This is a genomic window from Pseudomonas sp. S12(2018), from assembly GCF_024355235.1.
Classification (GTDB): Bacteria; Pseudomonadota; Gammaproteobacteria; order Pseudomonadales; family Pseudomonadaceae; genus Aquipseudomonas; species Aquipseudomonas palmensis.
Genome location: NZ_QLAD01000002.1, coordinates 146029 through 158104 on the forward strand (window position 1 = coordinate 146029; position 12076 = coordinate 158104).

Here is a 12076-nt window from a genome sequence, read left to right on the forward strand (position 1 = left end):
TTATATAGATATGCGATTTACACTGCGTCAACTTCAGGTCTTCGTGGCCGTCGCGCAACACCAGAGCGTCTCCCGTGCGGCCGGGATACTGGCGCTGTCGCAGTCGGCTGCGAGCACCTCCATCACCGAGCTTGAACGGCAATCCAGCTGTCAGCTGTTCGATCGTGCCGGCAAGCGCCTGAGCCTCAATGCACTGGGGCACCAGTTGCTGCCCCAGGCCGTGGCCCTGCTCGACCAGGCCAAGGAAATCGAGGACCTGCTCAACGGCAAGTCCGGCTTCGGCTCTCTGGCAGTGGGCGCCACACTGACCATCGGCAACTACCTGGCCACCTTGCTGATCGGCAGCTTCATGCAGGTTCACCCGGAAAGCCAGGTCAAACTGCATGTACAGAACACCGCCCATATCGTGCATCAGGTCGCGCACTATGAAATTGATCTGGGTCTTATAGAAGGCGATTGCAACCACCCCGACCTGGAGGTTCAGCCCTGGGTCGAGGACGAACTGGTGGTGTTCTGCGCGCCGCAGCACCCCTTGGCGCTCAAGGGTCGCGCCAGCCTTGAGGAACTGACCCATGAAGCCTGGATTCTGCGCGAGCAGGGTTCAGGCACGCGCCTGACCTTTGACCAGGCGATGCGCCACCATCGCTCGACACTCAACATCCGCCTGGAACTGGAACATACCGAAGCGATCAAGCGCGCGGTGGAATCAGGGCTCGGGATCGGCTGCATTTCACGTCTGGCGCTGCGCGATGCGTTTCGTCGCGGCAGCCTGGTGGCGGTGGAAACCCCCGACCTGGACCTGGCGCGGCAGTTCTACTTCATCTGGCACAAGCAGAAGTACCAGACCTCGGCGATGCGCGAGTTTCTGGAGTTGTGCCGCAACTTTACCGCCGGGGTACGACGCAGCGACGAAATCGTGCTGCCGCACATTGCCTAGAGCAGAATCACCGCCCACACCACCGCCACGATGCTCAACGCCACGAACTGGGCAGCACTGCCCATGTCCTTGGCGTTCTTGGACAACGGGTGGCGGTCCAGGGAAATACGATCGATCGCGGCTTCCACGGCAGAGTTGAGCAGCTCGACGATCAGCCCCAGCAGGCACACCGCGATCAGGATCGCGCGTTCGGCACGGCTTACATCCAGCCAGAAGGCGACCGGGATCAGCACCACGTTGAGCAGCACCAACTGACGAAACGCCGCTTCGCCGGTAAAGGCGGCGCGCAGGCCGTCGAACGAATAGCCGGCGGCGTTGAACACTCGTTTAAGGCCGGTCTGGCCCTTGAAAGGCGACATAGAAAGCCACTTGAACCCAATGAGGAGCGGTGCAGGCTAGTGCACGCCGAGTCAAAAAAGCGTGAAGGCCAGTGGCCTTAATTCGTTGAAACCGATTCCAATTGTTGCAGCAACAACGCGGCCTGGGTGCGCGTACGCACGCCCAGCTTGCGGAAAATCGCGGTGACGTGGGCCTTGATGGTGGCCTCCGACACGCTCAGCTCATAGGCAATCTGCTTGTTCAGCAGGCCTTCGCACACCATGGTCAACACGCGGAATTGCTGTGGGGTAAGGCTGGCCAGGCCCTCGCTGGCGGCCTTGGCTTCAGCGGACACATCAATCTTCTCGAAGGCTTGCGGCGGCCACCAGACATCGCCATCGAGCACTTTCTTGACCGCGTCCTGAATCTGCTCCAGCGGGCTGGATTTTGGGATAAAGCCGCTGGCACCGAATTCTCGGGACTTTACCACCACGGCCGCCTCTTCCTGGGCCGAGACCATCACCACCGGGATTTGCGGATACTGACCGCGCAGCAGCACCAGCCCCGAGAAACCATAGGCACCGGGCATGTTCAGGTCCAGCAGCACCAGGTCCCAGTCGTTTTTCTCGGCCAGGCGGGTTTCCAGTTCGGCGATGCTTGCCACCTCAACCAGTCGAACGTCCGGACCTAGGCCCAGGGTAACGGCCTGGCGCAGCGCACTGCGAAACAGCGGGTGGTCATCGGCAATCAGGATTTCGTATGTGGCCATCGATCTAATGATCCTGTTCTGTGCAGGCGCAGCCAGCGTGGGGGCGCCTGGCGGGGCAGCTCAAGGGCATCGGGCGGCAGTGCCGGAAGCCAAAAAGGCACGTCGGGGCCAGGAAAACAGCATTCAAGCCTTCGTCGTGCCCGAATCGGCGCCAAGGATGCCGAGCCCGGACCGGGTGGTCAAGTTCAAAGCCCGGTGGTTGTCTCGTAGCCCATGGCGCCAGTGCACACATTATGAAGCAAAGTGGCGTACTTGCCCCTTGAACTATAGGAAGGGCCGCAGTTTTTGGTGCACGGCATCGTCTTCATCCAGCACAAGCCTGTTCTTGGCGCCCAGATAATGGGTGCTGAATACGTCCAGATAGGCATCCAGTGCCTGCGAGGCCTGCTGGTCATCGGCCAGCTCCAGACACATGGCTGCCACTTCAGCGGTACAGAAATGGTCGTCGCGCCGCGAGCGGCGCAATGTGTAGCGCGAGATCTGTTCAGGCTGCAGATTGAGCACCGGGAACCGTTCCAGGTACGGGCTTTTGCGAAACATCTTGCGGGCTTCGGGCCACGTGGCATCCAGCAGAATGAACAGCGGGCGCTTGCCCGACGCTGGGGCGACGCTGCTGACCACTCGCTCCGGCGCCACGAATTCACCCGGGAAAACGATGTAGGGCTGCCACTGTGGATCATCGAGCAGCGCCTGCAACTGTGCATCCACCGCCTTGCGTTCCCAGGCAAACGCCGTGGTGTCACCGATCACGTCGGCAATCAGCCAGCCCGTGTTCGTAGGCTTGAGTGGTTCGGTGTCATGCATGAGCAGGCAAATGCCCGAGTGCGCCTGCACCCGCGGGCGCCAGGCACACAGACAGTATTCGGGGATTACCCGGCAGCCGGGACAGCGTGGCGCACGCGAGCCGCGCGCGACGAAGGGTTTGACACTGCGCGCCAGGCGCTCGGCGCGCAGGCGCGAGACGGCATGGCTCATGACAGGGCGCAACGGTGGCAATGGGGATGGCAATAAAGGCAGGGCACGACGCAGGCTCAGCGAGACTAAAACCCCGGCAGTTTACCAGAGCCCGCCTCCACTGGCCGTATTTGCCGTGCAGCCTTGCGCGCTACTCCCTTATAATCTCCAGCCTGTACAGACCTGCCAGTACTGCCATAGCGCCTGTGACGGAACACTGCGCGCAATGACCGGTCAAATCGCCAGTTATCGAACCAGGAGAGATTCATGCTGCGTTTCATTGCCCCATCCTTGAGCCTGTTGCTTGCCCTGCCGTTGGGCGCGCATGCCGTCTCCAAGCAAGAGTACGCCCTGAACCAGAAGCTTCAAGAAGTCGCCAAGGAAAGCAGCGTGGGTACCCCTCGGGCAATCAACGAAGACATCCTCGATCAGGGCTACACTGTCGAAGGCAACCAGTTGATCAACCACCTCAGCGTTCGCGCCGGCCATGCACAAAAAATGCAGCAAAACCCGGAAGTCATGCGCGGCCAACTGGGAGACAGCGTGTGCCGTAACACCGGCTTTCGCCAGTTGATGGACCGCGGTGCTGTGCTGACCTACCGTTTCACCGAGTACAAGACCAACCGCCCGGTGATCGACCAGTCGTTCAACAAGGCCAGTTGCGTTTCCGGGCAGAAGAAGATGAAGTAACCAGCGTTCTCTGTTGCGCCGCTGCTCGCCATCGGCGCGCAGCTCAGCGATCAAGGCCTGAATGTGACGCGTACTCTACGCACGGTCACTACAGGCCTTGTCACTTCAGGCCCCGGTTGTTGGCCTGTACTGCGCAGTTCGGGCCCGGCTTGTCCGCCCGGCTCCCACCTGAACATCATGTACAGCCCATTGCCTGCCGCGTCCTCGCGAGCCCACGATCGACACCGGCATAACCCTGCGACAAGGTCTAGATTTATAGCCAGGACCTTTCACTTTGCGGACAAGCAGAGGGGCCTGACCGATGTGCGGCCAGGCCGAAGGTTTTGCTGCAAAAGGAGAAGTTGAATGCCGTACCAGACCAACGAATTGCTAGCCAACCATTTCAAGAACAATGCAATCGACCTGACCCACCTCGAACAACAGCTCAACCTGGTCGCCCCCAACAGCCCCAACCTGCCACTGTACCGGGACATGATGCTGACCGTGTTGCGCATGGCGCACGATGACAGCGACCGCTGGAGCGCCAAGATCACCCTGCAGGCACTGCGTGAACTCGACCACGCCTTCCGTGTGCTGCGCCAGTACAAGGGGCGACGCAAGGTCACCGTGTTCGGCTCGGCACGCACCCCGGTCGAACACCCCATGTATGCCCTGGCCCGCGAGTTGGGTGCGACCCTGGCGCGCTCGGACCTGATGGTGATCACCGGGGCCGGGGGCGGCATCATGGCTGCGGCTCACGAAGGCGCAGGCGTCGACAACTGCCTGGGCTTCAACATCACCCTGCCCTTCGAGCAGCACGCCAATGCCACGGTGGATGGAACGGACAAGTTGCTGCCGTTCCACTTCTTTTTCATTCGCAAGCTGTTCTTCGTCAAGGAAGCTGACGCGCTGGTACTGTGCCCGGGCGGTTTCGGCACCCTGGACGAGGCCCTGGAAGTGCTGACCCTGATCCAGACCGGCAAGAGTCCGCTGGTGCCGGTGGTACTGCTCGACTCACCGGGGGGGACCTTCTGGCAGGATGCACTGGACTTCATTACCCGCCAGCTGGAAGGCAATCGCTACATCCTGCCGAACGATCTGAAGCTGGTGCGCCTGGTGAACAACGCCGACGATGCGGTAGCGGAAATCAACCAGTTCTACAGCAACTACCACTCCAGCCGCTGGCTGAAGAACCAGTTCGTGATTCGCACACACCACCCGCTCAGCGAAGCGGCCCTGCTCGACATCCAGCAGTCCTTCGCCGACCTGCGCCTGAGTGGCGACTTCCATCAGCACGCCTATGCAGGCGAGGAGCATGACGAGGCACAGTTCAGCCACTTGTCACGCCTGGCTTTTGCCTTCAATGGACGCGATCAGGGCCGCCTGCGCGAGCTGGTAGACTTCATCAACCGCTCGGAAAACTGGGCAAAGCCTCAGCACAATGAAGCCCAGCAACGGGCACGTGAACCCCTCAAGGTCACCTGAAAAGCCACACCGTGAACATGCCTGGCCTACCCCCTTTCGGGTCGGCCATCGCTCAATCGTCCAGGCTGCGACCACTCAGCACACGACCGACCATCTCCATGGAAAAACCACGGTAGACCAGAAAACGGGTTTGCTGTGCGCGACTGCGCGGATCGGAGGGCAGTTGCCCGGAAAACTTGCGTTGCCATACATCGATCAGCAGGCTTTGCCAGTCGATGCCGCACTCACGCAAGGCCTGTTCGATATCACTACGCTGCAAACCGCGCTGACTGAGCTCTTCACGGATACGCGCAGGGCCATAGCCCGAACGGGAGCGGTAACTGATGAAACTTTCGAGATAGCGCGCTTCGCTGAGCAGGCCCTCTTCCGTCAGACGGTCGAGTTCCTGGTCGATCAATTCGAGCTCAGCGCCGCGCTGACGCAACTTGCGCGTCAGCTCGACACGACCATGCTCGCGTCGCGCGAGCAGGTCCATAGCTGTCCGCCTTATGGCGACGGGGGTATCGAGTACGACGGACATGGTCTATCTGCAAATCAGAAGTTGGCGTCGGCGTCAGCGTCGACCAGATCATCTTCAGGTTCTGCAGCAGCCGTTTTACCAGCAGCCGCAGCAGCTGCAGCTTCAACACCACCGGTCAGCAGCTTGTCACGGATCTGCTTCTCGAGGGTCGCGGCGATTTCCGGGTTCTCTGCCAGGAACTTGGCGGAGTTGGCTTTACCCTGACCGATCTTGCTGCCCTGGTAGCTGTACCAGGCACCGGCTTTTTCGAGGAAACCGTGCAGCACGCCCAGGTCGATGATCTCACCGTTGCGGTAGATGCCCTTGCCATACAGAATCTGGAACTCGGCCTGGCGGAACGGCGGCGCCACCTTGTTCTTGACGATTTTGACCCGGGTTTCGCTGCCGACCACTTCGTCGCCTTCCTTCACCGCGCCGGTACGGCGGATGTCCAGACGTACCGAAGCGTAGAACTTCAGCGCGTTACCACCGGTGGTGGTTTCCGGGCTGCCGAACATCACGCCGATTTTCATGCGGATCTGGTTGATGAAGATCACCAGGCAGTTGGCGTTCTTGATGTTGCCGGTGATCTTGCGCAGTGCCTGGGACATCAGGCGAGCCTGCAGGCCCACGTGCATGTCGCCCATTTCGCCTTCGATCTCGGCCTTGGGTACCAGGGCCGCCACGGAGTCGACGATGATCACGTCGACAGCGTTGGAGCGCACCAGCATGTCGGTGATTTCCAGGGCCTGCTCACCGGTGTCCGGCTGCGAGACCAGCAGGTCGTCGACATTGACGCCCAGCTTGCCGGCGTACTCGGGGTCGAGGGCGTGTTCGGCGTCGACGAATGCGCAGGTGGCGCCGGCTTTTTGTGCCTGGGCGATCACCGACAGGGTCAGCGTGGTCTTACCCGACGACTCAGGACCGTAGATTTCGACGATACGGCCCTTTGGCAGGCCGCCGATGCCCAGAGCAATGTCCAGACCCAGCGAGCCGGTCGAGATTGCCGGAATCGCCTGGCGATCGTGATCGCCCATGCGCATGACCGCGCCTTTACCGAATTGACGTTCGATCTGACCCAGGGCCGCAGCCAAGGCACGCTTCTTGTTGTCGTCCATTGAAGTCCTCACGTAATCATCGATAGGGCCTGACGGCCACAACACCTGTATAAGTAGCCAGTATTATTCCACAGGGTTTTCTTTCCGCCTACCCCCGATTTGCGATTTACTCTGCGCCAAGCTGTAACAAGCCCTCTAGGGCGGCGATTACCGTTTGTCGGCGCACCGCATCGCGGTCGCCATCGAAGTGCCGGCGCTCGCTGGCCACATGCGCACCGTCGCCCCAGGCCAGCCATACAGTGCCCACCGGTTTGGCCGGCGAGCCGCCATCGGGCCCTGCCACACCGCTGACCGCCACGGCAAAGCGTGCCCCGCTGGCAGCCTGGGCGCCGCGCACCATGGCCTCGACCACTTCCTGGCTGACCGCACCAACCTGCTGGAACAGTGCCTGGTCTACCCCCAGCTGGCGAGTCTTCTGGGCGTTGGAGTAGGTCACGTAGCCCGCTTCGAACCAGGCCGAACTGCCAGGAATACGCGTGATGGCCTCGGCGATACCGCCGCCGGTGCAGGACTCGGCCGTGGTGACTTGGGCATTGTAACGGCGCAGGTGTTCCCCCAGCCGGGCAGAAAGTGCGGTGATCGGGTCCATGGCGGGCTCCTTGAAGGTCTGGCGCCTACCCTACACCAGCTATCGGCGTGGCTGAACACTCAAGGTGTGAGCGCGCGTATGTAACCCTGGCAGGCGCGCAGGGCGATCAGTCCGGCGTCACCGGCATCGGTGATGGCGATAATTCGTCGAGCATGCGCCGGGTCAAGTCGGGCGCGTGGGGCGCCATGATCCAGGCTGCCGGCGCCGGGGGCGGCAGGCAGGTCGGGGGTGGCGTCGCGGTCGAGAAGGACCGACAACCGCAGATCAGCAGTAGCCAGCCGATCACGCAAGCGTGCCTGAGCCTGTTGTGCATCGAGAAGCTCCTGATAATGGGTGTTGTCGTTCAAATCCAGCTGGCGCTCCAGCACATGGCGTTGCTGGCGTTCGCCCTTCAGCTCGGCGGCAGCACGCTCGGCCAGTTGCTGGCGTTCGAATGCCCAGGCCTGTTGCTGCTGCGCCAGCTGGCGGCCCAGGCGCCAGCCCTGGACCTGCCAGGTCAATGCGCAGGCCAGCACCACCAGGCTCAGCAGCACGCCGGCGTGCAAGCGGTTCAACACAGCACCTCGCGGGCGCGGGCCCAGAGTTTGAGGCGATCCTCCAGGCCATTGAGGCCACCGTTGATATGCCGCGTGATGCGGTTGAACTCACCGCGGTCGGCCAGCGCGTTAAGCCCGCGCGAGTGCCAGAACCAGGCAGCCGACTCGGCGGCCCAACGCGGTTGCTCGAGCAACTGCGGCAACTCCAGCAGACGCTCGTCGCCAAACAGCGCCATGCTGCAGGCGCGGTAGTTGTTGCGCCCTGTAACCTGGATCAGCCCCCGGCCGCAGTACCGCTGACCGTCGCCGTCCGCCTCCGGCGTGTTGCCCAGGCGCAGGGCCAGGGCGCCGGTGTCGTAACGGGACAGGTAGCGATCGCTGCCCAGCTCCTTCACGTAACGCAGGTGGCCCGACTCGTGGCCGATCTGCGCGAGGAAGGCAGCAATGCGCCGGGGGTTGTCGATTTCCCAACGGGCCATGGCAGTGTTCAGGGCGGGTACAAAAATGCCGGCATTGGCGCCGGCACCGGGAAGAATCTGCATCAAGTTCTGCTGAGTGATGACCATCATCATTCTCCAAAATGCATAGGGGTTTAGGCCTGTCCGGCCTTGAGCGAACGACCGGCATTACCCGGCCCGCCCTTGGCCCTGGCCTTGCCTTGCTTGCCGCCATTGCACTCGACCGTGGTGCTCCACCCGGACGCGCTGAACACCTGCTCGATCGACTCGATCAGGTACTCGCCATCGAGGCCGGGCTTGAAGCCCTGGGCATCGAGGGTGCGTTCGACGAACAGGTCGGTGCGGCCCGGCATTTCCAGGCGCAGGCTGGCGGTGCTGCGGTTGAGCGCCGCCAGGCGGGCCTTGGCGGCCTGCTCGGCAGCGCTACGGTTGGGGTACAGGTGGCGGTCGGTGTGCACAGGCGACAGGCCGTCGGGCGCGTCGTCGTTGGGCAGGTCGACCACGCTCTGCTGGCCGCTCTTGCTGTCCAGATGACGGGTTTGCACGGCCTTGTGGGTGCCTTTGTCGGTCATGCGAAACTGCCAGCTGCGCACGTCGCCACGGCTGATTCTGACGTTACCAAGGGCCTTGCCGCTGGCGCTCTTGCCGGCCTGGCGCGGCATCACCAGCAGCGCGCCGTTCGCTACCTTGGCGGTGCAGTCGAACAGGCGCCCCAGACGGGTGATGAAGTTGAAGTCCGACTCGTTGAACTGGTCAATGCGCGGTATGCGCAGCGTCACCGGGCACGCTGGCTGCCAGCCATTGCGCGCGGCGATGTCGCGCACGATCTGCTGCAGGGTGACGTTCTCCCAGCTGCCGCTGCGGGTGGTCTTGCCGCTGCCGCGCATGTCGCTGGCCTTGCCTCGGATCACGATGCTGTCAGGCGGCCCGGACAGCTCCACCTCATCCACGGCGTAGCGCCCCAGGCGGGTCAATGCCTGGCCGGCGTAGCCCAGATGCACCTCGATGAAGGCACCGCGTGCCGGCAATGCCACCTCGCCGTCGCGATCGTCGATACGCAGTTCGAACTCGTCCGAGTCCATGCCCGGCTTGTCGGTGGTACGCAGCGACAGCAGGCGATCATTGATCAGCGCGGTGATGTCCTTGCCATCGGCCACGATGCGAAACACAGGTTGCATGGTTGCTGCTCCAGAAGGGCCTGCCCGCGCACGCAGCGCTGGCAGGCAGGGGGGCGCGCCAGCTCAGTCCCATAACTGCACCAGGGCCTGGCGGGCGGGCGTCAACGCGGGCAGCCTGATGAGCACCCCGGCACCAAACGGCTGCGCCTGGTCGGCCAGGCCCTGGTTGGCATCGAGTACCGCTTCGACGCTGCCGTTGAGGTGCCCGTAGTAGTGCTGGCAGAGGCTGTCGAGCAGATCGCCGTCAGAGGTTCTGCAGATCGTCGCCATAGCTCACGAACTCCAATGAAAAGCCTTGTTTGCGAGGAATGCCGCCAGCCACCAGGCTGCTCTGGTCCTCCTCGATGCTGGTCAGGCACCAGTTGCCCAGTACCTCGCCGTAGCCGGTGGTCAGGCTCAGTGGCTGCAATTGCCGACCGATGCTGCGCAGCGCCTGCAACTGGCCGAGCCCGCTTTTGGCACCGGGAAAGATCGTGCCCTTGAGGGTGATGCGCTCTTCGCCCAGCCCCACCGCCTGCTGCGCCGGGTGGCGGCTCAGGCGCTCCTGGCCCGCCCAGCGAAAGCCGCTCTGGCGACGCAGTTCATCGAAGGTCGCGGTGTCGAGGTTGAAGTAGTAAGGCTGCGCCTGCGCCTGCAACGACTGCAGAATGAGCAGGTGCGGGAACGGCTTGACCACCTCGGCTGCCGGCGTGACCGACGGCGCGAAACTGCCGGTGGGCAGCAACGTGCCCAGCGACGGGCTGATGCGACCCGCCACCTTGTTGATGGCTGCGGCAGCCTTGGCCGCCTTCTGCTCGAAGATGACGATGCGCTCCTGCACCAGCGCGACCTTGGCCACGGCGCGGCTGTAACGGCCCAGCACCTTCTCGACGCCCCGCTGCGCCCGGTTGATGGCGCGCATCGTGCGTTGCAGCCTGGCGCCGATCAGCGGCCCGACGTAGGGGATGTCCTCGAGCGCCGCAGCGGCTTCGGCGATATCGCTGATGGCGCCGGTCATGGGCTCCAGCATCTCGTCGGCACTGCGCCGGCCCGCCTCCCCCGCTGCGATCAGCGCTCGCAGGGCCGAGTGCAACTGGTCCATGTAGGTCATGGCAGCTCCTTATACAAATGTGGGGTCGGCCAGTTGCCGCATCGAAGCCTGACGGGTCAGTTCGAGGAACTGACGTCGAATGATCGGCTCGATGTTCATCGCCAACTGGGCCGGGTCGGTGACACTGCCCTGCACGGTGATGGGCATGTTCGGGGCGAAGGTGATCTGTTGGGCAATCGGCTGCGGCGCAGGGCTGATCGAAGGTGGCGCAGGCGGCAACGACAGAATTGTCATCGGCTCGCCAGCGCCGGGATTCATCGAACGAGCGACATCGCCCAGCGACTTGGACAAGTGAGTGGGTTCGCCAGCAGGAGGCTTGGCAGCATCGTCGTCTGCAAACCACTTCTTGGCTAACGAGGAGCCCCACTCGCTGAACACAATACCCCCGATCAGCGAACCGATCGCAGGACCGATGACAGGAACGAAAGCGCCCAGCGCAGCCCCGGCCAGTGCGCCACCAAAACCGCCCACTGCCCCACCATATCCCTCGGCCTTCTGCTCGGTGGTTTCTGCAGTGAGGAAGGTCTTGCCGAACTTGTAGATGGCCTCGACGGCTGCGGGCGCTCGAGCGGCCTTGATCGCCGGAACAGCCTTGCCGAGGTAACCTTTGATGCTTTCCCAGCGCCCAACCGGAGCAGATGAAAGTCGGCGCCTGGAGGGGCTGTTCTTTCTTCCCCCTCTACCCCTTCTCGAAGTTATCGCGCCGCAGCAAAAGTCCTGGGCATTGACGACAAACACGCGTTGCGGCGCCCTTGCGCCTTTGGGAGCGTCGCCACCCAGCACGCCAGCCTTCCGTGGCCCTGCCCTGAAATCACTGGCAACAGCGATGATGCCTATGGGCTGCGGCCCCTTTGCCGGGGGCCCGGTATCATCGCTCCCCGCCATCCTCCTGCTGAGCGGGTCGGATACCCGACCCGCCGCAGGTGCCCCATCGGTTGGCAGAGATGCGGGCGCTGCAGTCTCCAGTGAAGCAGCCGCAGCTGCCCCTGCGGGTGCCTGCGGTGCCGCTTGCGATCTGATGTTTACGGATACCCTGGCGGGCTTCGATTGCGAAAGCCGGCGCGCAACATCGGCGACCTGGAAACTGATCACCTGCAAGTGCCCGTCGATGCTCTTCAACAATGTCAGCCTGTGCCGGGAGCCCTGCGTTTCAGCAGCCTGTACGGCGCCCCCGGTCTTTGCTTGAGTTCTCGCGCCTGGCGGGTCACCAGGAGCGCTGTCGAGCATCCCGTTGCCCAGCGTCTCGTGCCCGAGCGGGTACAGGTCGCCCTTGCCTTCGCTGCTCAATTGCCTGAGTTGCCGGATCCGCGCCTCAAGCAGCTTGAATGATGCGCCGATCGTCGAACTGACCGAGGCGCCGATAACCAGTTTCAACGCTAACGCGTTTGCCATACGGTCCCCCTGTGCGTGCAAAACCGGCTCACTCCGTGAGCCACCAGACCATGTCGTTGAATGACATGGTCATGATCTCGGTGG

The 12076-nt window shown here is 62.9% G+C and carries 15 protein-coding genes; 3 read left to right on the forward strand and 12 right to left on the reverse strand.

All coding sequences use genetic code 11. From position 1 onward, the window contains the following. Nucleotides 1–10 precede the first annotated feature (10 nt). The gene (locus tag DN388_RS04550) at nucleotides 11–937 is read left to right on the forward strand and encodes a LysR family transcriptional regulator (RefSeq protein ID WP_043864262.1); all 927 of its coding nucleotides are present in this window, start codon (nucleotides 11–13) and stop codon (nucleotides 935–937) included. On the opposite strand, the gene DN388_RS04555 is transcribed toward DN388_RS04550, so the two are convergent. The 3 genes from DN388_RS04555 to DN388_RS04565 all read right to left on the reverse strand — a co-directional run bounded on the left by DN388_RS04555 (nucleotide 934) and on the right by DN388_RS04565 (nucleotide 2999). After that, the gene (locus DN388_RS04555; RefSeq protein ID WP_054914977.1) at nucleotides 934–1296 is read right to left on the reverse strand and encodes a diacylglycerol kinase; all 363 of its coding nucleotides are present in this window, start codon (nucleotides 1294–1296) and stop codon (nucleotides 934–936) included. The genes DN388_RS04550 and DN388_RS04555 overlap by 4 nt on opposite strands. A 77-nt stretch (nucleotides 1297–1373) precedes the next feature. Then, a complete protein-coding gene (erdR, locus tag DN388_RS04560) occupies nucleotides 1374–2024 on the reverse strand; it encodes a response regulator transcription factor ErdR (RefSeq protein WP_054914978.1) in 651 nt (216 codons plus the stop codon). A 264-nt stretch (nucleotides 2025–2288) separates the two neighbouring features. Next, nucleotides 2289–2999, reverse strand: coding sequence for a tRNA-uridine aminocarboxypropyltransferase (locus DN388_RS04565; RefSeq protein ID WP_043864265.1), 711 nt, complete (start codon nucleotides 2997–2999; stop codon nucleotides 2289–2291). A gap of 246 nt (nucleotides 3000–3245) precedes the next feature. On the opposite strand from DN388_RS04565, the gene DN388_RS04570 reads away from it, so the two are divergent. Beyond that, nucleotides 3246–3668, forward strand: coding sequence for a quorum-sensing-regulated virulence factor family protein (locus DN388_RS04570; RefSeq protein WP_123752981.1), 423 nt, complete (start codon nucleotides 3246–3248; stop codon nucleotides 3666–3668). A gap of 345 nt (nucleotides 3669–4013) precedes the next feature. Further along, a complete protein-coding gene (locus DN388_RS04575) occupies nucleotides 4014–5132 on the forward strand; it encodes an LOG family protein (protein ID WP_123752980.1) in 1119 nt (372 codons plus the stop codon). 52 nt (nucleotides 5133–5184) lie between these two features. Here the strand turns inward: DN388_RS04575 and recX are convergent, their stop codons facing one another. The 9 genes from recX to DN388_RS04620 form a co-directional block, all read right to left on the reverse strand. After that, complete coding sequence (recX, locus tag DN388_RS04580) at nucleotides 5185–5652, reverse strand: recombination regulator RecX (protein ID WP_078480048.1); 468 nt, start codon at nucleotides 5650–5652, stop codon at nucleotides 5185–5187. 14 nt (nucleotides 5653–5666) lie between these two features. Further along, nucleotides 5667–6749 (reverse strand): recombinase RecA, encoded by a 1083-nt coding sequence (recA, locus tag DN388_RS04585; protein WP_043864269.1) that lies wholly within the window; start codon nucleotides 6747–6749, stop codon nucleotides 5667–5669. A gap of 106 nt (nucleotides 6750–6855) precedes the next feature. Next, complete coding sequence (locus tag DN388_RS04590) at nucleotides 6856–7338, reverse strand: CinA family protein (protein WP_116053091.1); 483 nt, start codon at nucleotides 7336–7338, stop codon at nucleotides 6856–6858. Nucleotides 7339–7397: 59 nt separating this feature from the next. Further along, nucleotides 7398–7892, reverse strand: a complete 495-nt coding sequence (locus tag DN388_RS04595) for a lysis system i-spanin subunit Rz (RefSeq protein ID WP_116053089.1) — start codon at nucleotides 7890–7892, stop codon at nucleotides 7398–7400. Next, nucleotides 7889–8440, reverse strand: a complete 552-nt coding sequence (locus DN388_RS04600) for a glycoside hydrolase family 19 protein (RefSeq protein WP_054914982.1) — start codon at nucleotides 8438–8440, stop codon at nucleotides 7889–7891. The genes DN388_RS04595 and DN388_RS04600 overlap by 4 nt, the downstream gene beginning before the upstream one ends. Before the next feature lie 26 nt (nucleotides 8441–8466). Further along, a complete protein-coding gene (locus tag DN388_RS04605; RefSeq protein WP_116053086.1) occupies nucleotides 8467–9510 on the reverse strand; it encodes a phage late control D family protein in 1044 nt (347 codons plus the stop codon). Between the two features lie 63 nt (nucleotides 9511–9573). Next, nucleotides 9574–9780 (reverse strand): tail protein X, encoded by a 207-nt coding sequence (locus DN388_RS04610; protein WP_078480052.1) that lies wholly within the window; start codon nucleotides 9778–9780, stop codon nucleotides 9574–9576. Continuing rightward, nucleotides 9755–10600, reverse strand: a complete 846-nt coding sequence (locus tag DN388_RS04615; RefSeq protein ID WP_123752978.1) for a phage tail protein — start codon at nucleotides 10598–10600, stop codon at nucleotides 9755–9757. The genes DN388_RS04610 and DN388_RS04615 overlap by 26 nt, the downstream gene beginning before the upstream one ends. Before the next feature lie 9 nt (nucleotides 10601–10609). Then, entirely contained in the window at nucleotides 10610–11992 is a 1383-nt protein-coding gene (locus DN388_RS04620; RefSeq protein WP_123752977.1) for a hypothetical protein, read from the reverse strand. Between the last annotated feature and the right edge of the window lie 84 nt (nucleotides 11993–12076).